This window comes from Hyphomicrobium sp. B1 (assembly GCF_049532635.1).
Taxonomy (GTDB): domain Bacteria; phylum Pseudomonadota; class Alphaproteobacteria; order Rhizobiales; family Hyphomicrobiaceae; genus Hyphomicrobium_B.
Window position 1 is genome coordinate 2,408,428 of the sequence record NZ_CP134871.1, and the last position, 23,528, is coordinate 2,431,955.

The following is a 23,528-nucleotide window of genomic DNA, read 5'->3' on the forward strand; positions in this document are numbered from 1 at the left end:
CAAAAGGACGGCCCTTCGTGTGTGCGCGCTACAGTCTGATATCTTCACCGGAAGCTGTGCGCGCATTCTTCGATGCACCGGCCGTTGACGATTTCCCGCCACGCTACAACATCGCGCCGACGCAACCCGTTCTGATTGCACGCAACGATCTCAAGGGCGTCCCCGAGCTTCGGCTGGTGCGCTGGGGTCTGATCCCGTCATGGGTACGCGACCCGGCGGCGTTGCGTGCGCCATTGATCAACGCCCGTGCTGAGACGGCTGCCGAAAAACCAGCCTTTCGCGGCGCGCTGCGCCATCGCCGCTGTCTCATTCCAGCGACCGGCTTCTACGAGTGGAGCGGCAAGCGATCGGCGCGGCGGCCGCATCTTATCCGTTTGAAAGACCAAGATCTTTTTGTCTTGGCCGGGTTGTGGGAAGACTGGCTCGGTGCCGACGGCAGCGAGATCGAGACGGTGACGATCCTGACGACCGCTGCAAACGCTGATATGGCGCCGATCCATGACCGCATGCCTGTGATCATCACGCCAGAAAACTTTGAGCGCTGGCTCGACTGCCGCTCGGGCACGGCTGAGCATATCCTCGACCTGATGAAGCCTTTCGCCGCCGGGCTCCTCACCATCACGCCCGTCAACCCCGCACTTAATGATGTTCGCGCCGAAGGCCCCGACCTTCAGACACCGGCGGCCTTTGGTCCGCTACTTTAAGAGCAGGCCTTCTTGGCAACGGATTGGGAGGGAATTGCTGTGTATCTGCCGCTTGCGACTCGCCCCCGAAATGAAACGGCGCTAACCTAAATGCTGTCTTAAAAGTCAAGACCTTGCCGACATAGGCAGGTACATAGCTTCGACTTGGTTGGGGTGTTTGGGTTTGCGAGGCGCGCGGCGACGGACGGCGCGGAGCGACAGAGGGGAGACGACGACATGGCGTATCACGGCGAGGATCTCGATCTCAGGACGTCGCAGACCTGGACACCAAGCGAGGTCATTCTGCCGGCCGATGCGGCACTGTCGAACGGTAAGCGCGGGTCGCTTCTTGCCGGTCCTGTGCTGGTCGATGACACCGTTCTTGCCTGCTTCAATCAAGCCTATGACATCGCCGCAGCGCATCGCGCCGGAGAGGTTCGCGTCGAACATCTCTTGAATGCCATGACGCGCCTTGATGCCGCTGCGGCAGCCCTAGAAACACATGGCATCCGCGTCGTCGCCCTGAAACGCGAGACGGCGGCGATCATCGCGGGCGATATTCCGGCGATGCCGGGAAGTGGCCCGGTTTCCCCGCGCCGCTCGGAAGATTTGGCGGAAGTGCTGAAGTTTTCAGTTGCGCTCGCAGCACGTCGCAACACGGCGGTATCGGTCGACGACCTTTTACAAGTCCTCTTCGATCACCGCGGCGAATTCGGCGCCTCGGAACTGCTTTTGCGCTTTGTCGCGCGCGCCGAACCATTGCCGCCGCTGACGCGCCCTGAGCCCCGCTATGCGGCGCCACCGCGTTATGCGGTCGATTACGGGCGTCCCCTTTATCGCAACGAATATCTCGGCACTCAAACAGATGCGCTGCAGAATTCTCGCATTGAATCGCTCGAACAAGCTGTGCGGGCGCTGGGGCAGGATCTCTCCAACGAGCGGCACGCCATCGCGAGCCTTGTACGGGACTTCGCGCGCGATACCGTCGCCCACCAAGACGATCAGGGCCGCACCCACGCACTGCTGATCGACCGGATCGGCTCGCTCGAATCTGCGTTTCGCGAAGGGGGCGCCGCCGGTCCCGTCGCCGCCGTTGACACGTCAGGGCTCGTCGCAAAACTCGGCGACATCGAAGCCGCGCTTGAGCTTCGCCTTCAGGAGATGTCGCAGTCGTGGTCGGTGCTTTCGACGCGGCTGCAGGAACTGGAAGAGGCGATAAAGCAACGCCCTATCCAGACAGAAGGCGGCACCGCGCTCGAAGACATTCGTCAGGCCGTTGATTTGAAGCCAATCAGCGATCGCCTCGACATCATCGAAGAGGCGGTCCTCGGTAGCCATCAGAGCGGCTTCGTCGAATTGGGCGATCGCCTGTCCCGCCTCGAAGACGGCGTCGGCCAAGTCCTCGCGACGCCGACGGGCGATGGACGAACCGATGAAATCATCGGCGGCATCGACCGCATCCACGGACTGTGGGGCAACATCGAAGGCCTGTCGGGCAACGTCGCGAGCCTTGCAGGAAACCTTGAAAGCCTGACGGGGAACGTCGCCGGTCTATCGGATAAGTTCGACGGCCTTTCCGGCAAGGTGGATACGCACTCAGGCTCGCTGACCGAGCTTCTCACCAATCTGTCGGAACGGGTGAAGGGTGCCGAAAGCGCGATCGCTGCCGAGATCGAAACGGCCGCGGCTAAGCATCAAGCCTACACGCAGGACCTCACCGAGGTTCATGAAGCGCTTCTCAAGGTCAATCAGAACCAGCACACGCTCGCCGGCGCGATGGATCAATGGCGCACCGATTCCGCAAGCGACGTCGCGGCCATCATGAACCGGCTCGGTGAGATCGACCGCGATACCGCGCTTCCGGCTGAGACCCTGAGCGCGTTGAACACGCACATGGACCAGATGAACAAGTTCATCATCGAGCGGTATCATCGCCGTCATCGGTTCATGTACTGGCTGTTCGGCACCGACGATTGGATCAGCGCCAGCTGGCCCTCGACGAAGGCGAAAATCGAGACGGATCAGCATCGCCTCAAGGTCGTCGAGCAAACGAAGGCCTAACAGCATCCTTCGTCCCATTCTGGAACACGTATTCACCATGCTTTGATTAAAGGCCTTGAGCCTGGCGGCACCCGCGTGCTCTCATTAACGAAGCGTTAACCGGCTTTGTTTGGGGGGCAGGAATGTTGCGTCGGTACCTGATCACGAACGGAATCAGCACGGCATTGCTATATGGCGGCATCTACGCTGCCATTCCCTCCATCGTGCATGCTTTGGGGTCGGTGCAGGACGCATTCAACGGGTTCGTGGCGCAAAGCCCGATCCTCGCACCGCTCGTCAATAAGATCGTTGTGATGGTCAGCAGCCTCTAGGGCTGCTCACGAGGCGCTGCCGCCCGCCGCAACCGGTCGTTGATAGCTTCGCCGAGGCCCTTCTGAGGAATAGGTGTCACCGCGATGGAGTCCGCCCCGGAGGCATCGAGCGTACGCAGCGTCGCAAAAAGATTTGCCGCCGCCTCGATCAAGTCGCCGCCCTCGCTGATGTTGACGAAGGCGCGTGCCGGTTGCTCCGAGATCGCACCGAACGCCATCACTGCTTCGCTCGGTTTCCACTCATAGGCATTCAGACGCAAACGCGTGCGTGGCGCATAGTGGCTCGCAAGCTGCCCCGGTGACGTGAGATGATCGCCTGCTTCTTCGCGCCGTAGCAGGCGCTCTCCGATAACTTCTTCGATTGCTTCCGCGGGGATGGCGCCGGGACGCAACAGCACCGGTGCACCGTCGACAAGACTGACCACCGTTGACTCGAGCCCGAGTTTCGTCGGGCCGTCATCAAGAATGAGCGCGGCCTTGCCGCCGATGTCGGCCGCAACATGCTCGGCGCGTGTCGCGCTGACGTGCCCCGAGCGATTGGCGGACGGGGCCGCCAGCGGACGATGGGCTTCCGCGAGAAGCGCGCGTGCAACCGGATGATCAGGAGACCGCAGTGCAACGGTCGGAAGTCCTGCCGAGACGAGCTGACTGACGTCCGTCGTCTCGGTGCGCGGCACCACGAGCGTCAAAGGACCGGGCCAGAACGCCTCTATCAGACGACGCGCAGCAGGCGAAAGCACGCCGATGATGAGTGCCTGCTCCAGTCCGAGAACATGTACGATAAGCGGATTGAAAATCGGCCGGCCCTTGGCTTCGAAAATGCGAGCGACCGCTTCACCATTGGTCGCGTCGGCACCGAGTCCGTAGACGGTTTCAGTCGGAAATGCGACGAGCGCACCCGCTCGGATCATTTGTCCGGCTTCGGCAATCCATTCTTTGTTGGCGGGTACGATCCTGCCCAGCATTTGGTATGTCACCTGGTTTGCTTGTACTTTCGTTCGGCTTAGTGTCCTGATGCAAAACCGAACGGCACCGAGAGACGATCCATGACCTATCAGGCTCCCTTAGACGACATTGTCTTTGCCCTCGAGACGGTGGCGGGCCTCAGCGATATGGGCGCTCGCGGCCTCTATCCGGGGCTTGACCGCGAGACGATAATCGCCGTCATCCAAGAGGCAGGAAATTTCGGCGCCGAGGTCCTAGCACCTTTGAACGCAATAGGCGACCGTATCGGCTCCAAGCTCATTGACGGAAAGGTGACAACCCCTCCGGGCTTCGCCGAGGCCTATCAGGCATTCGTCGCGGGCGGCTGGAGCACGCTGCCATGCTCGGAGGCATACGGCGGCCAGGATTTGCCCGAAATCGCTGCCACACCTGTCGGCGAAATTTGGAACGCTGCGAATGTGTCTTTCGGTCTCTGCCCGCTTCTGACGCAGGGTGCCATTCATGCCATCGAAGCGGGCGGCAGCGAGGCTCTGAAAGCGAAATATCTCCCCAAAATGGTGGCGGGCGAATGGACCGGCACCATGAACCTGACCGAGCCGCACGCGGGCTCCGATCTGAGCCCGCTCTCGACGCGTGCGGTGCCGCAAGGCGATGGTACGTACCGCATCACCGGCACAAAGATTTTCATCACCTGGGGTGAGCATGGGATGGCTGAGAATATCATCCATCTCGTCCTCGCGCGCCTGCCGGACGCGCCGCCCGGAACGCGCGGCATCTCGCTGTTTCTCGTGCCTAAATATCTCGTCGGCGATGACGGTTCGCTCGGCGAGCGCAACGACGTCATCTGTGCCGGTGTCGAACATAAGCTCGGCATCATGGCGAGCCCAACCTGTGTAATGAAGTTCGGCGAGAACGGCGGTGCGATCGGATATCTGGTCGGCGAAGAAAACCGCGGCCTGGCAAACATGTTCGTGATGATGAACGCCGCCCGGCTCGGTGTCGGCGCGCAAGGCGTGGGCGTTGCGGAAAGCGCGACGCAGCATGCAGTCACCTACGCCAAGGAACGTTTTCAGGGCAAAAGTTTCGCGGCCAAAGATCCCGGCAGCATGAGCCCGATCATCGAGCACGCCGACGTGCGCCGCATGCTGCTGACGATGAAATCTCTGACGCAGGCCGCCCGCATGCTCTGTTACGCGACGGCCAAGGAACTCGACGTCGCCCATCGCGCGACAGTTGAAAAAGAACGTGTCGCAGCCCGCAATCGCGCCGCTCTGCTGACGCCGCTCGCAAAAGCCTTCTCTACCGATATTGCCAACGAGGTTGCTTCTCTCGGCGTTCAAGTGCATGGCGGCATGGGCTTCGTCGAAGAGACGGGGGCTGCGCAATTCCTGCGGGATGCGCGAATCCTGCCGATCTACGAAGGCACGAACGGCATCCAGGCCATCGACCTCGTCACGCGCAAGCTGACGCTCGACGGCGGCTCTGCGATGACGAGCCTGCTCGGTGAACTCGGCGCCATTATCGCCGCCGTGCGCGCTGCAAAACGCGGCGAGTTCGGTCACATGACGGAACGCTTGATGGAAGGCTTGAGTGCACTTCAAACGGCCACCCTCTGGATGGCGCAAATGCTTCCCGGTAATCAAGAAAAGGCGCTGGCGTCGGCGACGCCCTATCTGCGGCTCATGAGCCTCGTCACGGGCGGCACATACCTCGCGAAGGGTGCCCTCGCGAAAGACGCTGCATCGCCCTACATCGTAATCGCGCGGTTCTTCGCCGAAAATATTCTGACCGAAGCCCGCGGTCTGTCTGATGCCGTGCAACACGGCGCAGATGCCGTGCTGGTCGATGCGCATGGAGCGGTGTTCGCATGACAGCAGAAATCGCAATCTGGCGCGATGGCCCCGTCCAGATTCTCCGCATCGCTCGACCTGAGAAGAAAAACGCGCTGACCGGCGCCATGTACGGCGCGCTAGCCGATGCCATCGAAGCGGGAGACGCGGACGATACGATTGCCGCGCACATTCTCACCGGCTCGGGCGGCGTGTTTACGGCCGGCAATGACATCGGCGACTTTCTTGCCACCGCACGCGGCACCGGTGGGCTCGACAAGAAAGTCTTGCGCTTCATCCGCCTGTTGCCAGTCGTCAAGAAGCCGCTGATCGCCGCCGTCGACGGCAACGCCATCGGCATCGGCACGACGCTGCTGTTCCATTGCGATCTTGTCTACGCCGCGCCGGACGCGACGTTCGCCACTCCGTTTCTTGATCTCGGTGTGGTGCCTGAAGCCGCCTCAAGCCTGCTGATGCCGGCCCGCATGGGCTACACGCGGGCCTTCGCCATGTTGGCGCTCGGCGATCCGTTGTCAGCCGACGATGCGCTCGCTGCCGGTTTCGTCAACGCCATCGTGCCTGCAAGCGATCTTGAAGCCACCGCGCTCGCCGCCGCCAAGCGGCTCTCCGCCAAACCGCCGGAAGCGCTAGCCGTTGCGCGCCGCCTGATGCGTGGCGACCCGGAGATAATTCTTGCCCGCATGGACGACGAGGTTGCGGCCTTCCGCGAACGCCTGCGCTCGCCGGAAGCCGTCGAAGCTTTCACGGCCTTTTTCGAGAAACGCCCGCCGAATTTCCGCAAACCCGTATAATTCGGAAATCCCGAGCCTCAGTCTTTACTGTTTAAGCAATCGAAGTCACCCCTTACCTAGGGTCCGCCAAGAGATTAGGCTACCCCCGGTCTGGCGTCGGAATGAGAGCAGTGGCATGGCGGCACTCAAGGGCAAGACTCTCTTCATTACGGGCGCGAGCCGCGGTATCGGATTGGCCATCGCGAAAAGAGCGGCCCGCGACGGCGCCAACATTGCCATCGCGGCCAAGACGGTCGACCCCAATCCCAAGCTCGAAGGTACGATTCATTCGGCCGCAAAAGAGATCGAAGCGGAGGGCGGCTCGGCGCTCGCGCTCGAATGCGATATTCGCAACGAAGGGGATGTCGAACGCGCCGTCGCGCTAACGGTTGAACGTTTCGGCGGCATCGACATTTGCGTCAATAACGCCAGCGCCATATCGCTGACGCCGATTGAAAAGACCGAGCTTAAGCGGTTCGATCTGATGTTCGCAGTGAACACGCGCGGAACGTTTCTGACCTCGAAGATCTGCCTGCCGCATCTGAAGCGCGCCGAGAATCCGCACATTCTCGCATTGTCGCCGCCGCTCGATATGCATCCCAAATGGTTCTCGGGCCACGTCGCGTATTCGATTGCCAAGTACGGTATGAGCCTTTGCGTGCTCGGTCTCGCCGACGAATTGAAGCCCAATGGCATTGCCGTCAATGCTCTCTGGCCGCGTACGACCATTGCTACGGCTGCCGTGCAGAATATTCTAGGCGGCGATAAGCTAATGCGCATGAGCCGGACGCCAGAAATCGTGGCCGACGCGGCCCACCTTGTTTTTAACCAACCGGCGAAGACATTCACCGGAAACTTTCTGATCGACGATACGTTTCTTTATGATGTGGGCGGCGTCACAGACTTTGGATCCTATCGCATCGACAAGTCGGTGCCGCTGGCGCCGGACTTCTTCGTTCCTGCAGACAGCAAACCGCCGCCTGGCGTGCAGATCGCGCGACTTTCGGAATTGACCTCATAACGCTTCAGAGCCACCCTCGCGATAAATGACGACGGTCCTGATCACCCATCCGGCTTTTCTGGAACACGATACCGGCGAGCATCATCCCGAGCGGCCGGACCGGATGCGGGCGATCGACATGGCGCTTTCTGCTGCAGTCTTCAACGAGCTTTTTCATCGCGACGCGCCGCTGCGTGAGGATGACAAAACCTATATCGCAATGACGCACGGGCCAGCGCACCTCGCTAACGTGACAGCCGCTATCGAGCATATTGATGGCGGGGCGCGCCATGTCGATTCCGATACCGTCGCGTCTGCCGGCACCTGGGAGGCCGCGCGCCGCGCCGTCGGCGCCGGTCTCGATGCCGTCGATCTCGTCATGGAAGGCAAAGTCACGAACGCCTTCTGTCAGGTCCGTCCGCCCGGCCATCACGCCGAGAGCAATCGCGCGATGGGCTTCTGTTTTTTCAATAACATCGCGATCGCAGCGCATTATGCTCGCGCGAAGTACGGCGCCGAGCGTGTCGCCGTCGTCGATTTCGACGTCCACCACGGCAACGGTACGCAGGAAATTTTCTGGTCCGATAAAGACCTGTTCTACGGCTCGACGCATCAGATGCCGCTCTTCCCCGGTACGGGTGCATTGAACGAGACCGGCGTCGGCAATATATTCAACGCGCCGCTGCGCTCCGGCGACGGGCGCGAGGCATTCGAAGAGGCGTTCCGCAGCCGCATTCTGACGCCTCTCCACAATTTCAGCCCCGATGTGCTGCTGATCTCTGCAGGCTTCGATGCGCATCAGCGCGATCCGCTTGCCGGGCTCGAACTTGTCGAGGAGGATTTTCGCTGGGCGACTGAAGCGCTCGCAGAGATGGCGCGGCGCCATGCAAAAGGGCGAATCGTGTCGATGCTCGAAGGCGGGTACGATCTGAAGGGGCTTGCCCTATCGACCGCCGCCCACGTAAAGGCATTGCTGGACGCAGACGTCTGAGCGGAATTTCGGTACATCCGCCCGTTTGCGCCACGAAAGCAGGACGATTATGACGACGACCAAACCGGCTCCGGCAAAAAGCTTTGCTGACATCAAGGAGATGACCTTCGAACGCGCCTTGAAGGAGCTGGAGGTCATTGTCGGCAAGCTTGAACGCGGCGACGTCGAGCTTGAAGAAAGCATTGAAATTTATGAGCGCGGCGAAGCATTGCGCGATCATTGCGACAGACTGCTGAAAGCAGCCGAGGCCAAGGTCGAAAAGTTGACGCTCGGCGCTGACGGCACGCCGTCAGGCACTGCCCCACTCGACAAGAACGGCGATGCGCCATTTTGAGGCGTCATTCCGCTTTGGCGGTTCGGCCGTCAACTGGTTTTTTAAACGTCTGCGGCACGCGGGCGCATTACATCCGGTCCATAGCAGCGCTCTTTGGGGGATCGAAGATAGCCCAAATGCATGCTAGCGTCCCTTTCGCACGGCCTGTCTCGGGCGCTTTAGGTCTAATGCCGATCGCCGCATCAAGGTTTTATTGTGAGCAAGACACCATTACTCGATAAAATTGCGACGCCGCACGAACTGCGTCAGTTGTCGGAAGATCAGCTGCCTCGGCTTGCGGCCGAGCTTCGCGACGAGATGATTGACGCCGTTTCGGTAACGGGCGGCCATCTTGGTGCGGGCCTTGGCGTCATCGAATTGACCGTGGCGTTGCATTGGGTCTTCAACACCCCGGACGATCGTCTGATCTGGGACGTCGGCCATCAGGCTTATCCCCATAAAATTTTGACCGGCCGCCGCGACCGGATTCGCACCTTGCGCCAGCCCGGCGGTTTGGCGGGGTTCACCAATCGCGAGGAGAGCGTCTACGATCCGTTCGGCGCCGGGCACTCGTCCACATCCATTTCCGCAGCGCTCGGCATGGCCGTTGCGCGCGACCTGACCGGCAAATCGAACAACGTCATCGCCGTCATCGGTGATGGCGCGATGAGCGCAGGCATGGCCTATGAAGCGATCAACAATGCCGGTGCCCGCAACGAACGCTTGATCGTCGTCCTTAACGACAACGATATGTCGATTGCGCCGCCGACTGGCGCGCTCTCGGCGTATCTCGCACGTGTGACGTCGAGCGGTACTTACGTCCACCTTCGCGACTACGCCAAGCAGCTCGCCAAGATGCTTCCGAAGGCGTGGGAACGCCGCGCCGCGCGCGTTGAAGAATATACGCGTCATCTGTGGCAGGGCGGCGCTTGGTTCGAAGAACTCGGCTTTTATTACGTCGGCCCAATCGACGGTCACAACTTCGAGCAGCTTTTGCCCGTTCTGAAGAACGTCCGTGATCTGGAGCAGGGGCCGATCCTCGTCCACGTCGTCACGCAGAAGGGCAAGGGCTACGCACCAGCCGAAGCGTCGCCCGATAAATATCACGGCGTGAATAAGTTCAACGTTGTGACGGGCGCACAGGACAAGCCGAAGCCGAATGCGCCGAGCTACACGAAGGTGTTCGCCGACAGCCTGATTGCTGAAGCGCGAAAGGATAAGCGCGTCGTCGCGATTACCGCCGCGATGCCGTCCGGTACGGGGCTTGACTATTTTGGCAAGGAATTTCCCGATCGCACGTTCGATGTCGGCATCGCTGAGCAGCATGCCGTCACGTTCGCGGCAGGACTCGCGGCGGAGGGTTATAAGCCTTTCACGGCAATCTACTCGACCTTCCTGCAGCGCGCTTACGATCAAGTCGTGCACGACGTCGCGATTCAGAAGCTGCCGGTCCGCTTCGCGATTGACCGCGCTGGTCTCGTCGGCGCCGACGGCGCAACGCATGCCGGATCGTTCGACGTCGCCTATCTCGCCTGCCTTCCGGATTTCGTCATCATGGCGGCGGCCGACGAAGCCGAACTCGTCCACATGGTCGCGACCCAGGCACAGATCGACGATCGCCCGAGCGCGCTACGCTATCCGCGCGGCGAGGGCGTCGGCGTAGAGCTTCCGGCCGAAGGCATTCCGCTCGAAATCGGCAAGGGCCGTATCGTGCGGCAAGGCTCGAAGGTCGCGTTGCTTTCACTTGGCACCCGGCTCGCGGAGTGTCTGAAGGCGGCCGATCAGCTCGCGAGCTTCGGCCTGTCCACGACCGTCGCCGACGCACGCTTTGCAAAACCGCTGGACGAGGGCCTCATTCGCGACCTCGCGACCAATCACGAAGTCCTGGTGACCGTGGAAGAAGGTTCCATCGGCGGCTTCGGCAGCCACGTTCTGCAGTTTCTCTCGAACGCGGGCTTGCTGGATCGCGGCCTTCGCGTCCGTCCCAAAGTTTTGCCCGATGTCTTCATCGACCATGGCAAACCCGAAGCCATGTACGAAGCCGCACGGCTTAATGCCTCAGGCATCGTCGAGACGGTCTTTGCTGCCCTTGGCCGCGCAGACATGCTAAGCGAGCGGGCATGACGCGCACATCTGCGCGTTAACCAGCTCGCCGTTCGGGAGAACAAACATGCACGCGCTCGTCAGCTTGGCCGCACGGGTACTTCTGTCCGCCATTTTCGTCACAGCAGGGATCAACAAGGTTTCGGGCTACGCGCAGACCCAGGCGTACATGGAATCGCACGGCTTGCCTGGCAACCTGCTGCCGCTCGTCATCGCACTTGAGGTCATCGGCGGCCTTGCCGTGCTGTTAGGTGTCTTCTCTCGTTATGCCGGTTTGGCGCTCGCCGCGTTTTGCTTGGCAGCCGCGGCCGTCTTTCACAGCAACTTCGCCGACCAAGCCCAGATGACGAACTTCATGAAGAACGTCTGCATGGCAGGCGGCTTTCTTCTCCTGTTCGCGAATGGCTCAGGCCGTTACGCCATCCGGCCTGACTGACGCTGGCGTTTGACTGATGGCCCAGTGATGCGCCTGGATCAGATGCTCGTGAACCGCGGATTAGCGCCGTCGCGCGCCCGCGCTCAGGATCTGATCAAGCGCGGGTTCGTCTCGGTTGGTGGCACCGTGTGCAACAAGCCAGCCTACGACGTGAAAGGCGATCTCGCCGTCGCTGTTGCAGCGGAAGCGCCGGGTTATGTTTCGCGCGGCGCAGAAAAACTGGCAGCAGCGCTTGCACATTTCGGGTTCGATCCGACGGGGCGCACTGCGCTCGATATCGGCGCTTCGACCGGGGGCTTCACCGAGGTGCTTCTGGAACGGGGGGCACGGCGCGTTTATGCCGTCGACGTCGGCACCAGTCAGCTGCACGCGCGCTTGAAAGATGATCTACGCGTCGTTTCACTCGAAAATATCGATGCACGTGCGCTGACGCCAAACGAAATAACAGAGAGCGTTTCCGCCGTCGTGGTCGATGTCAGCTTCATATCCGTCACGAAGGTTTTGGGCACTGTTTTGCCGTTCGCTTCACGTGGAGCTTGGGCTGTGATCCTCGTAAAGCCGCAGTTCGAAGTCGGCCGCGATAACGTCGGCAGCGGCGGCATCGTACGCGATGAAGCCGCGCGTCTGGGCGCGCTGACCAGCGTCCGCGAATGGTTCGCCGCGCAGCCAGGCTGGACGGTCGTTGGCGATATGCCATCGCCCATTCTCGGTGGCTCCGGCAACGCCGAGTTCCTGCTCGGAGCGCGCTACGATGGCTGAGCGTGAATTCGTCATCAGTCGTCTCGGCGCGCAAGGCGATGGCATCGCCGAAGTCGATGGCCGGATGGTCTTCGTACCGTTGGCGCTGCCGCGAGAACGCATCGAAGCCGAAGTCGAAGGCGAGCGCGGGCGCCTCCTGCGTGTGCTCGAACCGAGCGCCGAACGCATCGCTCCGGTCTGCAAACATTTCGGCAAATGCGGCGGTTGCAGCGTGCAGCATTTGGCGTCGGACAGTTACGCGGCATGGAAACGCGATCTCGTCGTCAACGCCTTTCAAGCGCGCGGCCTCGAACCCGAGGTCGATCAATTGCAGCGCACCGCCGGGCGCCGTCGCCGTGCGGCGCTCAAGGCGATCCGTTCGCAGTTTGGCGTCGAGCTTGGCTTCCACGAGGCCGCCTCTCACGATCTCGTGGCCATCGAAGAATGTCCGGTGCTTGAACCGAAGATCGTTGCGGCATTGCCGGCTGTAGGAAAACTGATCGCGCCGCTGCTGCCGAAACGCGGTGAGGCGCGCGTCACGATCACGCTCACGAGGTCTGGCCTAGATGTCGAAGTCGATGGCACGGAACGCAAACTGTCGCCGGAAATCCGAACCGGACTTGCGTCCGCGGCGAGCGCGATGGGACTCGCACGTCTCGTCGTGGCCGGCGATGTCGTCGTCGAAACGCTACCCCCCTTCCTGTCATTCAGCTCCGTGGAAGTTCCGTTGCCACCGGCCGTATTCGTTCAAGCCGTTGAAGCCGCCGAGATCGAAATTGCTCACCGCATCGTCGCTGCGCTCGGAAAGATGAAAAAGGTTGCCGATCTCTTCTGCGGCCTCGGCGCCTTCACGTTTCCGATAGCAGCGAAGGCCCGCGTCTCCGCGTTCGACGGCAGCAAGGCCGCGGTGACGGCACTGGGCGACGGCGCAAAAAAAACATCTGGGCTAAAGCCAATTAGCGCCGTTGTTCGTGATCTCTTCCGCGATCCGCTATCGCCGCTGGAGCTCAATGAGCACGATGCTATCGTTTTCGATCCGCCACGTGCCGGGGCCGAAGCGCAGTCGCAGCGCTTGGCGCGCTCAAAGGTGAAGACTGTTATTGCGGTGTCCTGCAATCCCGCGACGCTCGCACGCGACGCGCGCCATCTCGTGGATGGCGGCTATAAGATTGAATCCGTTACGCCGGTTGATCAGTTCATTTATTCCACACACGTTGAGGTCGTCGCGGTCTTTCGCCGTTAGCGGCCGGCCAGAATACGATCGACGAAGGCCGGAACGATCTCGGTCGCATGACCGTAGATGGCTTCGTCGAATTGGCTCGCACCCTCCGACGGTTCGAGGTTGAGTTCCACCGTGCGCGCGCCGTGCTCACGCGCTTCCGCCACGAACCCGGCCGCCGGATAGACGTGCCCGCTAGTGCCAATCGACAGGAAAAGATCAGCCTCTCCAAGAAGCCCCGTGATCCGCCCCATCTGATAGGGCATCTCGCCAAACCAGACGACGTCCGGCCGCATTCCGCCCGGCAGCCCGCAATAGGGGCACGACGTATCGACCAGCAAATCGCCCTGCCACGGGACCCGATGCTTGCAGAACGTGCACAGCGCCTTGAACAGCTCGCCGTGCATATGAATGAGGGAACTCGATCCGGCGGCTTCATGCAGGGCATCGATATTCTGCGTAACGACGGTCACGCCGCCATGCTCGGCTTCGAGACGCGCCAAAGCGATGTGCGCAGCATTTGGCTTGATGCCGTGATGAGCGCGCCGCCGCGCATTATAGAAATTCAGCACGAGTGCCGGATCGCGTTGAAAACCGTCGGGCGTGGCGACGTCGCGCCAATCGTATTTCGCCCACATGCCGATTGGATCACGAAACGTCGGGACGCCGCTTTCGGCCGACAGTCCCGCGCCAGTCAAAATGACGATCTTTGGATGCTGCGCGATGGGTCGGCCCTCGAAATTACCCGCCGATTTGGCCGCGATGCCGCAGGAAATGGTCCGCGAGCACAATCGCCATCATCGCTTCGCCCACCGGTACGGCGCGAATGCCGACGCACGGATCGTGGCGACCCTTTGTGATGAGTTCCGTCTCATGGCCTTGACGGTCAATCGTCCGGCGCGGCGTTAAAATCGAAGATGTCGGCTTAACCGCGAAACGGCAGACGATCGGCTGGCCGGTCGAAATGCCGCCAAGAATCCCGCCCGCGTGGTTCGACAGGAAATCCGGTGCACCGTCGTTGCCGATGCGGATTTCGTCCGCATTCTGCTCGCCCGTTAGCTCGGCAGCTGCCATGCCTTCGCCGATCTCGACGCCCTTGACGGCGTTGATCGACATCATCGCGCTGGCGAGGTCCTGATCGAGCTTGCCGTAGAGCGGCGCGCCCCAGCCTGCCGGCACGCCTTCCGCTACAACTTCGATAATGGCCCCGACGGACGAACCGGCCTTACGCACCTGGTCGAGATAGTCGGCCCAGTGCTCTGCCGCCTGCTTATCCGGAGAGAAGAACGGATTGTTGCCGACCTCGTCCCAATCCCAGTTGCCGCGATCGATTTTGATCTGCCCGATTTGCACCAGCGCGCCGCGAATCTTGACGCCAGGGATGACCTTCCGCGCTACGGCGCCAGCGGCTACACGCGACGCCGTTTCGCGCGCCGACGACCGCCCGCCGCCGCGATAGTCGCGAATGCCGTACTTGGCGTCGTAGGTGAAGTCGGCGTGGCCAGGACGGAACTTGTCCTTGATCTCGCCGTAGTCCTTCGAGCGCTGATCGGTATTTTCGATTTCGAGCGCGATGGGCGTTCCAGTCGTCACCTGTTTGCCGGCAGCATCGGCGAATACACCCGACAGGATTTTGACGGAGTCGGCCTCCTGCCGTTGGGTCGTGAAGCGCGACTGGCCGGGCTTGCGCTTATCCAGATAGGCCTGGATCTCACTGGCTTCGAGTGCGATGCCCGGCGGGCAGCCGTCGACGACGGCGCCGATAGCCGGGCCGTGGCTTTCGCCCCAGGTCGTCACGCGAAACAGATGTCCGAAAGTGTTGTGAGACATTGCCTGAAATATGCGGAATTGGCCCGATGGGCGCTGGATGGCTCTGCAACGATTGTTGCCGGGCTGCGTCACCGCTCTTCTTAGGTGGCTGGCGGGGTGGCGGCAAGAGCGCATCGCGGCCAAAGCCGCGTGACAACCTTCCGCGACGCAGATTAACTCGACGAAGTACTGCGTTCGTCGGCAGTTCCGTCGCCCTGACGATGGGACGAGGCAGGTGTGAGTCCGTATTTGACCGGCAACTCGGCCGAGCCCGCATCCGCTGCCCGAAAGCAGCCCGCGGCGCATCGCAGGATCGCATGTTGCGAAGGCGGTACGGACAGGTCGCTCATTCGAACGACTGCGCCGTATGCCATGTCTCATCCATTCCAGGGCGAACGTCTCTGTCGGCTCATAAAAGCCCATTCCTCTCGGATTGAGCCCCGGGTCGAGGGGGCTTTCAGCATGCACTCCTTATCGAGTGCCGAAGAGCCGGAGAGCCGCATCTCCGGCTCTTTTGCTCTGATGGCATTACAGCCCTCACAGCCACCGCATCTTGGCGTCGGCGAGCTTCAAAATCTTATCCTGGGGCACTTCAAGGAATGGCACGAGAGTTCTGTCGATTCCGAGCAGAGCGCCGCGCGCGACGCGGCTGACGCCGCCATGTCCGACGGCAACCGTATTTTGGTCCAGGGTTACGAGCCATTTAGAAACGCGGACCTCAAGGTCGTGATAGCTCTCGCCGCCATTTGGCCGCCAGCCGTAGGGATCAGCGGCTTTGGCGGCGACGCCCTGGGGATCTTTAAGCGGTAGCTCGCCCGCGAGTTCGCCTTCCCACTGTCCGTAGCTGAGTTCAGCAATGTCCGGCATAATGCGAAAGCCGTCCGGGTCGAGGCCAAGGCCTTCTCGGATCAAGCGCATCGTCTCGATGGCCCGTTGCAGCGGGCTGGCGACGAAATCGAATTCGGCGATTGCCGGCATCAGCGTTTTCAGCACGCCGCCGTGGCGACGCGCCTGTGCCCTGCCAGTATCGTTCAAGGGAATGTCGCGCTGCCCTTGGTAGCGCGCCTCCCGGTTCCAGTCCGTCTCGCCGTGACGAATGAGATAGAGCGTGAGTCCGGGCTTCAACGACGCGGTCGTTGCCGCCCCACCACTCACGCTTCGTCGCTCTTGACGACCGAAATGTCGGGCGCTTCCTCGTTCTTCATGCCCTGCACGTGATAGCCGCTATCGACATGATGAATTTCGCCGGTCACGCCGCGCGACAGGTCCGAAAGGAGATAGAGCCCGGCGTTGCCGACGTCGTCGATCGTGACGTTGCGGCGGAGCGCCGAGTTATACTCGTTCCACTTCAGGATATAGCGGAAATCCGCGATGCCCGACGCAGCCAGCGTCTTGATTGGGCCGGCAGAGATCGCGTTGACGCGGATGCCGTTGCGGCCAAGGTCGGACGCCAGATAGCGCACGCTCGCCTCGAGCGCGGCCTTGGCAACGCCCATCACGTTATAGTGCGGCATTACCTTTTCGGCGCCGTAGTAGCTGAGCGTGATCAGTGAACCGCCGTTCGGCATCAGCTTCTCGGCGCGCTGGGCGAGGGCCGTGAACGAATAACAGGAGATCATCAGGCTCTGCGTGAAGTTTTTCTCCGTCGTATCGACGTACCGGCCGTCGAGCTCGTTTTTGTCCGAGTAGGCGATGGCATGGACGAGAAAATCCAGGCTGCCCCAGCTCTTTTCGAGGGACGCGAAAACGCTGTCCATCGAGGCCGCATCGGTCACATCGCAGTGGAGAACCGACTTGGCGCCAAGCTCCGCCGCTAGCGGCTCGACCCGCTTCTTCAGCGCATCCCCTTGATAGGTGAGGGCAATTTCTGCGCCCTGGGCCGCGCAGGCTTTCGCGATGCCCCAGGCGATCGATCGATTGTTTGCGACGCCCATGATGAGCCCCCGTTTTCCGGCCATCAAAGTGCCTGGGGAAATGGACGTGTTCGCTTGAGGCCCCGCCATGGGCGCTATTTCCTTAGTTATTCCAATTTGGGATTGGTGAGTTTGGGCGCATCCTACACAAATGCCCCTTCCGGTCCAGATGCCCGGAGAGGGAGCGTGCGCGGCCATTGGCCCGAGGGACGGCCATTAAGGACTAGCCCGTCCATGCGTGCGCCCGAAAAGGCCGTCATTACAGCCTTTTTGGCGGGGGTTATCCCACCGCCACCCGAACGGGGGCATTTGCAACCTTTGGCCGCTCAGACCCTGCAATCCGGCCGTCGTCGATGGTGATGATACGATCGGCGTATTGCAGCGTCCGGTGGTCGTGGGTAACGGCCAAAACGGCCCGCCCGGTATCCTGTGCCACGGCTGCCAGCAATTCCATGACGGCCATGCCGTTCTGGGCATCGAGCGCCGCCGTCGGTTCGTCGGCCAGAATGACCGAGGGGGAACCGGCGAGCGCTCTGGCAATCGAAACGCGCTGCTTCTCTCCGCCCGACATTTTGGCCGGCATGGCGTTGATGCGGTGGCCAAGGCCAACCGCTTCGAGCGCTTCGACCGCCTGGCGGCGCGCGTCGGGACCGTTGAGGTCGCGCAGGTCCAACGCCAGCATGACATTTTCGACGGCCGAGAGCGTCGGCACGAGATTATAGGACTGGAACACGAAGCCGACATGCTTGCGCCGCAGATTGGCAAGCTGCTCCTTGTTCATGTTCCGCGTATCCATGCCGGAGATCGACAGCTTGCCCTGTGTGGGTGACAGGATGCAGCCGAGGATCGAGAGCAGGGTGGTCTTACCGGATCCGGACGGCCCCATCATCAGCGTCAGCTCGCCGGTATGCAGCTGAAGGTCGACGCCTTTCAAAACCTTGTTTTCGCCGGCTCCCGCGCCCAGCACCTTCACGATGCCTTCCGCTTCGACGATGACTTTGCTGTTGTTTGGCTCGGTCATGTTAAGTCTCCCTGGAATTCGGTTAGCGGCTGAACACGACGGCCGGGTCGATGCGGACGACCTTGATGATGGCGCTTATGGCGGCGAAGATGCACATGCCGATCGTTATTGCGAAAAGTTGGGCGGCAAGTGGCGCAGTCATGATGATTGTGAGCTTGGTGTCCTGCGCAAAATGAATGGCGGTCAGCGCCAGTCCCATACCCAGCACATAGCCGATCAGCCCTGAAAGCACGGCTTGAATGAGAATCACCTTGACGATGTAGCCCGCACCGGCCCCCAAGGCGCGCAGAGTGGCGAACTCGTTGATATGATCTTTCGTGCTCGAATAAAGCGTCTGCGCGACAATGACAATGCCGACGATCAGGCCCAAGAGCTTACCCGCATCGAGGGCGGCACCCGCGCCGGTCTGCTTCAACCAATAGTCCTGGCTGCGGGTGCGGAACTCCGCCTGTGTCAAAACTTCCGTGTCTGGAAGGCGCACTGCGATTTCCTTACGCACCGTTTCGAGGTCGGCGCCGGGCAGCAGTGTGACGCGCTGGTAGCTCGCCTGGTCCTGGTTGGCGCCGGACAGCTGACGCGCTTCGTCGATGGACGTGAAGACGAACGGCAGCGTCGTGAACGAACGCACGCGCTTGGTGATCGCCACAAGCTTGACCGCCGCGCCGTTGAGTTCGGCGTGCTCGCCGAGCCTGTTGACCCCCAGATCGTTGAAGTAGCTGCGATCGATCGCAACCGTATTCGGAGCTTCGAGCGCTGCGCGGCTGCCTTCGATGATGTTCGCAGGCAAAGCCTTTGAGCTGTCACCTGACGTTCCAATTAGCAGGACCGTCGTTTCGCCGCCTCGCGGTTTGCGCCAGCGGGCGAATGAAACCAGCATGTCTTCCGAATTTTCGACGCCGGGTGCCGAGAGCGCCAGATAGCGTTCGCGGCCAGCGAGAAACGAGGGATCGTCGTAGCTCTTGGTGCCGAGCGGCACGATCCAAAGATCGGCCGGCGCCGCGTCGATGATCGTCGCGATCTTGTTTGCCGATCCGAGATAGATGCCGGATTGGACCGCGACCAGCACAACCGAAAACAGAATGCCGACGACGGTCACGAAGAAACTCAGGCGATCATGAAAAAGATTGCGATAAGCGAGCTTCACGACCATAGGCACGCGAAATGCGCTTGGGCGTTTTTCCCGTGCGGCTGCTATCGGCTTACGCATGATGACTGGTGCTGTTGCGGCGAGTTCCATGACCTGCTCCCTCCTTGGGCGTTGGTCAGACTTTGAACGATGGCGTTGCGGTTGGCTGTTTCGCGGGGCACAGAGCTTTCAGCCTGCCGCCCGGTGTCAGTGTCAGGCTTAGTCGCAGGGGACGTCGATCAGCGCCGCGATGGCCGGCGAATAGCGTCGGCAGATGTGTGTGGTTGCTGCCGTTTCGGCATCCGCTTTCGCAGATGAAGCACGAGTATCCGAAGCGACCTTTCCGCCGTTCACTGACGTTTCCAGTTTGGTTGATGCAATCGCCCCCGTCGTAGTAGCGGCGGCCGTCTTTTCTACCGCGGCAGTCGTCACGGTATCGGCTGGCAGCCTGCCTTCGAGCTTTACTGGTTGCACGGTTGCTGTCGCGGGCGGCTTGATGGCGGTCTCGGCAACGTCGGATTGCGCGGGACGCTTGACCTTTACGATTTTGCGAGGGGCGCTCTCCTTGACTTCGCGACGGGCGGAGCGTGGTCGCTCGACGCGCTGATAATCGCGGCCACTGTAAGTCTCGTTCGAATGCGCGACGAACGAACCGAGCGGAAAGCCAAAACCGACCCTGACCGCATCTGCGTTCGCGGCGCTTGTCATCGTCGTCCCTGCCAGCAGCGTCGCGGCGAGAGCAAAGGTGATCTTGGACATGGTAGCCTCCTGACGATGGTTTCTTGCTGGCCGGTCGCGCCGGCCATGTCGCAACAATGCCTCGCCGGCTGCGTGGTCGCTGTTCCGGCAGGAACACGGCCGAATACCAGGAAATTGCTTTTATTTCAGCGTGTTGCTTTATGCAGCGAGAGGCAGGGTATGGGAACTCTGCCGCGGTCGTGCTGCCGAGGCGTCCAGCGCGAGCAGCATCTGCTGCGTATTGAACCCAAACCGGACGTTCAGTGGGCGCGCCGCGGCGTCCTGAGCAGCAAGCGCGAGCAACCGAAAGCCGCGCTCCAGAAACAGCGCTTTGAGGCGCCGGCCAGAGAAGGCGGTTAGCAGCGCCCGGAAGCGCAGCGCGACGGCGAGCCGGGCCGCGCCCTTGCGCGCATCATCGAACGCCACCCAGATCTCATCCTCGACCTCCCGGATCTCGTCTTCTCGCAGGCCGCGCAGCAGCGCCAATCCCTGACCGCGTTCGCGAAGAAGGTCGATGACAAATGCAAGGTCGGAAGCCTCGACGACCGGCACATCGGATAAATCGAAATGGGCTCGCATGGGTGGTTCTCCCGAAAGGCCGATTAAAGGACGTTCCCGAATGCTGTCCACGGCGAGCCCGCAAGCACGATGATGTCGCGCGCTTTGCGTTCGCCGAGTTCGAAATGAACTTCATGGCCTTCGAGTTTTTCGATGCCATTGCGGATGTCGCCGCCTGCGAAACGGAAGCTGCGTCCATCCTCGCCGCGAATGACGCCGACGCCGAGATCGGCGCGGAATTTCTTGATCTCTCCGTACATCTGTCTCTCCTCGATCAGTCGGTTGGGTCGATGCAGAGATGATGCGAAAAACCCATGTTTTACGCTGTTCCGGGTGAAACAGGATGTAAGCGGATTATTTTTTCGAGGTGCAGAGTAGGTCAAAAAGAAACGCGGCGGGGAGGCGTGCTGAACGGGACCGCATTCCCGTTTCCCACACCTCCCCGCCATCGGGGACCAGCGGCGCCTTCACTAAGGAGGAAGCGAGCCGCCGCAGGTCTTTCGAAAACCGCTACTTGAAGAAGGCGTCCGCCCGCATTCCCGGTAGCAGCGGCGGATTGCCCGCGAGATCGATGGTGACTTCGAGCACTTCAACATCGGTTGGGCGGCGTGCACCGCGCAGCGAGAACTGCGGCGAGGTCAAAGTCGGAGCAAGCTCGGCGACGGTGCCATCGAATTCTTTGCCGGGGTAGGCGTTGCTCTTCACGGTGACCTTGCCGCCGCGCTTGATCTTCGAGACATCGATCTCATCAACCTCAGCCTTGAGCCGCACGACCGACATATCGCCGAGCATGACCAGCGATTGCTCAGGAGAGGGCGACGCCATCTCGCCGACTTTTGCAGAGAGCTGCAGAACGGTGCCCGCAACAGGTGCACGGATGCGCGTTTTTTCAAGCATGGCTTCCGCAACAGCGACATCCGAGCGTGCAGCCTGCAGTGCCGATTCAAGGCGGTTCGGAGCCGGGATATCCGGTTTCGACTGGGCTTTGGCGTACGAAGAACGCTCTTTCTGCAGCTTGGACTTCGCTTTCGCCAGATCGTCGCGTGCGTCGGCAACACGCGCCGCGCTACCAGTACCTTGGCGCTCGGCCTGTAGTTCGTATTCGAGCCCGAAGCGTGCATTCGTCAGCGCCCGTTCGGCATCGAAAACGTTGTCCTCTGCGGTGCGAAGATCGTCGCGCGCCTTATCGAGCGGCTGCGCATCACGTTCGCGCTTGCGGGATGCAGCTTCCGTCTCGGCGGCTTGCAGACGAGCGCGGGCTTCTTCATCATCGAGACGGATCAGAAGCTCGCCTTCCTCGACCTTGTCGTTCCGTTTCACGTTCACTTCGGCGATGCGTCCGACGAGCTGTGCGCCGACGCGAATGATGCCGGATTTCGGCTCGACACGGCCAGGTGCTGCGGCCACCCAGTCGATCTGCGGTGCGCTATCATTGTCCGCCTTGATGACGTCATCGCCGCCCGCCTTTGCATTTAGCAAATCGCTGTTCGTCACGGTGATGGCGCCAAACGCTCCGGCGCTTACTGCGACGAGAAAGAAAAAGGTTTTTACGAGAAAGCCGCCGCGTCGGGGGCGATAGGTTTCTTCGGTGCTCATGTCGTTGTCCTCCTTAAGGGCCAACCTTCGAAGCCGCGCCGTCGCGGCGAAAGGTCATGAGCAGCAATAGTCTCTGTGCATCAGGTTCGCTGTTTCGATCGGAACACATGCAAATTGCGACGAAGAAAGACGATCTCCTGGCAGATCGTTCGGAAGGAGGGCATCAAAAAAGAAAAGCTCCGGAGCGTGGCCGGAGCTTTAAAAATGGAGGAAGAAGTTTGTGAGGAAGCGAGGCGTCTACTGGCACATCTCGCGTAGGGTCCAGCCGACGATGCGGCAGCTTTCAGTGCCGTTCGCGTTGATCGTGCACTTGCGGTTCGGTAGCCGCTGATAATCGCAGTAGTAGTTGTTCGAATAGCCGGAAAAGCCGTGCATCGGCTTCGAGAACTGATAGTCCTGCACGAAGAACTCCTTGGCGCTGCCCGCCGCGTTCGCGGCCGAAACGCTGGCGCCGAACGTCGCTGCCAGAATGGCGAAAGCCACTGCAACCTGACGTGTGCTGTTGAATGCCGACATATCGAAGTCCTCCTTGTGGTGCGCGTTCGCGCTGGTGTCATTCACTGGAGGCTAATCTACGGGAGGGCGGTGCGCGTCGCTGTCCCGGGCGGAACAGGAGTTATGGCGGTCCGGCCTTGAACCTGCCAAGTCCTGGACTACTATAAGGAAACCCCCCGCAACATCGCTGCGAAAGCGCCCTGCATGCACGAGGTGAAAGGTGCGAAAGCTCTGGAATACAGGCGTCAATATCTTCTCGATGATGACCGCGAACAAAAGTACGGCGCCCAGCAATCAGATCGAAGGTTCAGCCTACGACTTTGAGTTCAAAAGCATAGATGGCGGGCCGATGAAACTCTCGGACTGGCGCGGCAAACCGCTTCTGATTGTCAATTCAGCCTCGTTCTGCGGCTTTACCAAGCAATACGCCCAATTGCAGGAGCTTTGGAAGCGCTACGAGGATGACGGCTTAGTGGTCATCGCGGTGCCTTCGAATGATTTCGGCGAGCAGGAACCGCACGCTGACGGTGAAATCCAGTCATTCTGCCAAGGCGTGTTCGGCGTCACGTTTCCGATTGCGTCGAAGCATCCCGTCATCGGCCCTGAGGCGCATCCGTTCTATAAATGGGCCGCAAACGCCATGGGGCCCAGCGGCGTGCCGACGTGGAATTTTCACAAGTACCTTGTCGGCCGCGACGGTCAGCTCGTCAGATCATTTTCGACGAAATTGTCTCCGACCTCTCCTGAAATGGTCTCTTGGATCGAAAAGACCCTCTCAGAGCCTGTCCCGGCCGTCACCTAGCGGCGCTACAGCAGCGATGAAAAAAAGGCGCGCGATCGTCTCGCGCGCCT

25 protein-coding genes are annotated in these 23,528 nt (G+C 61.0%); 13 read left to right on the forward strand and 12 right to left on the reverse strand.

From position 1 onward, the window contains the following. The first annotated feature begins 17 nt into the window (after window positions 1–17). The 3 genes from RLW55_RS11540 (at window position 18) to RLW55_RS11550 (ending at window position 3,055) form a co-directional block, all read left to right on the forward strand. Window positions 18–704, forward strand: coding sequence for an SOS response-associated peptidase (locus RLW55_RS11540; protein WP_423414266.1), 687 nt, complete (start codon window positions 18–20; stop codon window positions 702–704). Window positions 705–920: 216 nt separating this feature from the next. After that, window positions 921–2,744 (forward strand): Clp protease, encoded by a 1,824-nt coding sequence (locus RLW55_RS11545; RefSeq protein WP_423414267.1) that lies wholly within the window; start codon window positions 921–923, stop codon window positions 2,742–2,744. Between the two features lie 122 nt (window positions 2,745–2,866). Next, window positions 2,867–3,055: a hypothetical protein gene (locus RLW55_RS11550; protein WP_409560650.1), complete on the forward strand. Its 189-nt coding sequence runs from the start codon at window positions 2,867–2,869 to the stop codon at window positions 3,053–3,055. Here the strand turns inward: RLW55_RS11550 and RLW55_RS11555 are convergent. Next, window positions 3,052–4,020 carry an L-threonylcarbamoyladenylate synthase gene (locus tag RLW55_RS11555; protein ID WP_423414268.1) on the reverse strand — a complete coding sequence of 323 codons (969 nt, stop codon included), beginning with the start codon at window positions 4,018–4,020 and terminating at the stop codon, window positions 3,052–3,054. The two genes, RLW55_RS11550 and RLW55_RS11555, sit on opposite strands and share 4 nt — an antisense overlap. 81 nt (window positions 4,021–4,101) lie before the next feature. Here RLW55_RS11555 and RLW55_RS11560 point away from each other — a divergent pair, with 81 nt between their 5' ends. From RLW55_RS11560 to RLW55_RS11600, 9 genes are all read left to right on the forward strand, one after another. Next, a complete protein-coding gene (locus RLW55_RS11560) occupies window positions 4,102–5,871 on the forward strand; it encodes an acyl-CoA dehydrogenase (protein ID WP_423414269.1) in 1,770 nt (589 codons plus the stop codon). Beyond that, window positions 5,868–6,641 carry a crotonase/enoyl-CoA hydratase family protein gene (locus RLW55_RS11565; protein WP_423414270.1) on the forward strand — a complete coding sequence of 258 codons (774 nt, stop codon included), beginning with the start codon at window positions 5,868–5,870 and terminating at the stop codon, window positions 6,639–6,641. The genes RLW55_RS11560 and RLW55_RS11565 overlap by 4 nt, the downstream gene beginning before the upstream one ends. 115 nt (window positions 6,642–6,756) lie before the next feature. Beyond that, window positions 6,757–7,641 (forward strand): SDR family oxidoreductase, encoded by an 885-nt coding sequence (locus RLW55_RS11570; protein WP_414463258.1) that lies wholly within the window; start codon window positions 6,757–6,759, stop codon window positions 7,639–7,641. Window positions 7,642–7,666: 25 nt separating this feature from the next. Continuing rightward, window positions 7,667–8,611: a histone deacetylase family protein gene (locus RLW55_RS11575; protein WP_423414271.1), complete on the forward strand. Its 945-nt coding sequence runs from the start codon at window positions 7,667–7,669 to the stop codon at window positions 8,609–8,611. Window positions 8,612–8,660: 49 nt separating this feature from the next. Beyond that, window positions 8,661–8,945: an exodeoxyribonuclease VII small subunit gene (locus RLW55_RS11580; protein WP_409560644.1), complete on the forward strand. Its 285-nt coding sequence runs from the start codon at window positions 8,661–8,663 to the stop codon at window positions 8,943–8,945. 195 nt (window positions 8,946–9,140) lie between these two features. Further along, window positions 9,141–11,048 (forward strand): 1-deoxy-D-xylulose-5-phosphate synthase, encoded by a 1,908-nt coding sequence (gene dxs, locus RLW55_RS11585; protein WP_423414272.1) that lies wholly within the window; start codon window positions 9,141–9,143, stop codon window positions 11,046–11,048. A gap of 46 nt (window positions 11,049–11,094) precedes the next feature. Beyond that, window positions 11,095–11,463 (forward strand): DoxX family protein, encoded by a 369-nt coding sequence (locus tag RLW55_RS11590; RefSeq protein WP_013948569.1) that lies wholly within the window; start codon window positions 11,095–11,097, stop codon window positions 11,461–11,463. Between the two features lie 27 nt (window positions 11,464–11,490). Continuing rightward, window positions 11,491–12,222, forward strand: a complete 732-nt coding sequence (locus tag RLW55_RS11595) for a TlyA family RNA methyltransferase (RefSeq protein WP_423414273.1) — start codon at window positions 11,491–11,493, stop codon at window positions 12,220–12,222. Then, window positions 12,215–13,444: a class I SAM-dependent RNA methyltransferase gene (locus RLW55_RS11600; protein ID WP_423414274.1), complete on the forward strand. Its 1,230-nt coding sequence runs from the start codon at window positions 12,215–12,217 to the stop codon at window positions 13,442–13,444. The genes RLW55_RS11595 and RLW55_RS11600 overlap by 8 nt, the downstream gene beginning before the upstream one ends. On the opposite strand, the gene RLW55_RS11605 is transcribed toward RLW55_RS11600, so the two are convergent. The 11 genes from RLW55_RS11605 to RLW55_RS11655 form a co-directional block, all read right to left on the reverse strand. Next, window positions 13,441–14,127: an NAD-dependent deacylase gene (locus RLW55_RS11605; protein ID WP_423416411.1), complete on the reverse strand. Its 687-nt coding sequence runs from the start codon at window positions 14,125–14,127 to the stop codon at window positions 13,441–13,443. The genes RLW55_RS11600 and RLW55_RS11605 overlap by 4 nt on opposite strands. Before the next feature lie 34 nt (window positions 14,128–14,161). Beyond that, window positions 14,162–15,250, reverse strand: a complete 1,089-nt coding sequence (gene aroC, locus RLW55_RS11610) for a chorismate synthase (RefSeq protein ID WP_414463253.1) — start codon at window positions 15,248–15,250, stop codon at window positions 14,162–14,164. 516 nt (window positions 15,251–15,766) lie between these two features. Beyond that, the gene (locus RLW55_RS11615; protein ID WP_409560639.1) at window positions 15,767–16,384 is read right to left on the reverse strand and encodes a histidine phosphatase family protein; all 618 of its coding nucleotides are present in this window, start codon (window positions 16,382–16,384) and stop codon (window positions 15,767–15,769) included. Continuing rightward, a complete protein-coding gene (gene fabI, locus RLW55_RS11620) occupies window positions 16,381–17,232 on the reverse strand; it encodes an enoyl-ACP reductase FabI (protein ID WP_013948563.1) in 852 nt (283 codons plus the stop codon). Before fabI ends, RLW55_RS11615 begins: the two co-directional genes overlap by 4 nt. Before the next feature lie 190 nt (window positions 17,233–17,422). After that, a complete protein-coding gene (locus RLW55_RS11625; RefSeq protein WP_013948562.1) occupies window positions 17,423–18,163 on the reverse strand; it encodes an ABC transporter ATP-binding protein in 741 nt (246 codons plus the stop codon). Window positions 18,164–18,185: 22 nt separating this feature from the next. Further along, on the reverse strand, window positions 18,186–19,400 hold the full coding sequence (locus tag RLW55_RS11630) for an ABC transporter permease (RefSeq protein WP_423414275.1): 1,215 nt from the start codon (window positions 19,398–19,400) through the stop codon (window positions 18,186–18,188). Window positions 19,401–19,508: 108 nt separating this feature from the next. After that, complete coding sequence (locus RLW55_RS11635) at window positions 19,509–20,048, reverse strand: hypothetical protein (RefSeq protein WP_423414276.1); 540 nt, start codon at window positions 20,046–20,048, stop codon at window positions 19,509–19,511. 138 nt (window positions 20,049–20,186) lie between these two features. Continuing rightward, entirely contained in the window at window positions 20,187–20,606 is a 420-nt protein-coding gene (locus RLW55_RS11640) for a hypothetical protein (protein WP_414463249.1), read from the reverse strand. Window positions 20,607–20,629: 23 nt separating this feature from the next. After that, window positions 20,630–20,845, reverse strand: a complete 216-nt coding sequence (locus tag RLW55_RS11645; protein ID WP_423414277.1) for a hypothetical protein — start codon at window positions 20,843–20,845, stop codon at window positions 20,630–20,632. A gap of 250 nt (window positions 20,846–21,095) precedes the next feature. Then, entirely contained in the window at window positions 21,096–22,181 is a 1,086-nt protein-coding gene (locus tag RLW55_RS11650; protein WP_423414278.1) for an HlyD family secretion protein, read from the reverse strand. 237 nt (window positions 22,182–22,418) lie between these two features. Then, complete coding sequence (locus tag RLW55_RS11655; protein ID WP_414463248.1) at window positions 22,419–22,697, reverse strand: hypothetical protein; 279 nt, start codon at window positions 22,695–22,697, stop codon at window positions 22,419–22,421. A 199-nt stretch (window positions 22,698–22,896) separates the two neighbouring features. On the opposite strand from RLW55_RS11655, the gene RLW55_RS11660 reads away from it, so the two are divergent. Beyond that, window positions 22,897–23,478 (forward strand): glutathione peroxidase, encoded by a 582-nt coding sequence (locus tag RLW55_RS11660; protein WP_423414279.1) that lies wholly within the window; start codon window positions 22,897–22,899, stop codon window positions 23,476–23,478. Window positions 23,479–23,528 lie beyond the last annotated feature (50 nt).

Excerpts from the sequence above, each read along its gene's own strand:
- RLW55_RS11550 (WP_409560650.1), top strand. The coding sequence starts at position 2,867 with ATGTTGCGTCGGTACCTGATCACGAACGGAATCAGCACGGCATTGCTA.
- RLW55_RS11645 (WP_423414277.1), bottom strand. The coding sequence starts at position 20,845 with ATGTACGGAGAGATCAAGAAATTCCGCGCCGATCTCGGCGTCGGCGTC.
- RLW55_RS11635 (WP_423414276.1), bottom strand. The coding sequence starts at position 20,048 with ATGTCCAAGATCACCTTTGCTCTCGCCGCGACGCTGCTGGCAGGGACG.
- RLW55_RS11580 (WP_409560644.1), top strand. The coding sequence starts at position 8,661 with ATGACGACGACCAAACCGGCTCCGGCAAAAAGCTTTGCTGACATCAAG.
- RLW55_RS11575 (WP_423414271.1), top strand. The coding sequence starts at position 7,667 with ATGACGACGGTCCTGATCACCCATCCGGCTTTTCTGGAACACGATACC.
- RLW55_RS11590 (WP_013948569.1), top strand. The coding sequence starts at position 11,095 with ATGCACGCGCTCGTCAGCTTGGCCGCACGGGTACTTCTGTCCGCCATT.
- RLW55_RS11640 (WP_414463249.1), bottom strand. The coding sequence starts at position 20,606 with ATGCGAGCCCATTTCGATTTATCCGATGTGCCGGTCGTCGAGGCTTCC.
- RLW55_RS11625 (WP_013948562.1), bottom strand. The coding sequence starts at position 18,163 with ATGACCGAGCCAAACAACAGCAAAGTCATCGTCGAAGCGGAAGGCATC.
- RLW55_RS11650 (WP_423414278.1), bottom strand. The coding sequence starts at position 22,181 with ATGAGCACCGAAGAAACCTATCGCCCCCGACGCGGCGGCTTTCTCGTA.
- RLW55_RS11570 (WP_414463258.1), top strand. The coding sequence starts at position 6,757 with ATGGCGGCACTCAAGGGCAAGACTCTCTTCATTACGGGCGCGAGCCGC.
- aroC (WP_414463253.1), bottom strand. The coding sequence starts at position 15,250 with ATGTCTCACAACACTTTCGGACATCTGTTTCGCGTGACGACCTGGGGC.
- RLW55_RS11565 (WP_423414270.1), top strand. The coding sequence starts at position 5,868 with ATGACAGCAGAAATCGCAATCTGGCGCGATGGCCCCGTCCAGATTCTC.
- RLW55_RS11655 (WP_414463248.1), bottom strand. The coding sequence starts at position 22,697 with ATGTCGGCATTCAACAGCACACGTCAGGTTGCAGTGGCTTTCGCCATT.
- RLW55_RS11545 (WP_423414267.1), top strand. The coding sequence starts at position 921 with ATGGCGTATCACGGCGAGGATCTCGATCTCAGGACGTCGCAGACCTGG.
- RLW55_RS11630 (WP_423414275.1), bottom strand. The coding sequence starts at position 19,400 with ATGGAACTCGCCGCAACAGCACCAGTCATCATGCGTAAGCCGATAGCA.
- RLW55_RS11595 (WP_423414273.1), top strand. The coding sequence starts at position 11,491 with ATGCGCCTGGATCAGATGCTCGTGAACCGCGGATTAGCGCCGTCGCGC.
- RLW55_RS11600 (WP_423414274.1), top strand. The coding sequence starts at position 12,215 with ATGGCTGAGCGTGAATTCGTCATCAGTCGTCTCGGCGCGCAAGGCGAT.
- RLW55_RS11555 (WP_423414268.1), bottom strand. The coding sequence starts at position 4,020 with ATGCTGGGCAGGATCGTACCCGCCAACAAAGAATGGATTGCCGAAGCC.
- fabI (WP_013948563.1), bottom strand. The coding sequence starts at position 17,232 with ATGGCGGGGCCTCAAGCGAACACGTCCATTTCCCCAGGCACTTTGATG.
- RLW55_RS11560 (WP_423414269.1), top strand. The coding sequence starts at position 4,102 with ATGACCTATCAGGCTCCCTTAGACGACATTGTCTTTGCCCTCGAGACG.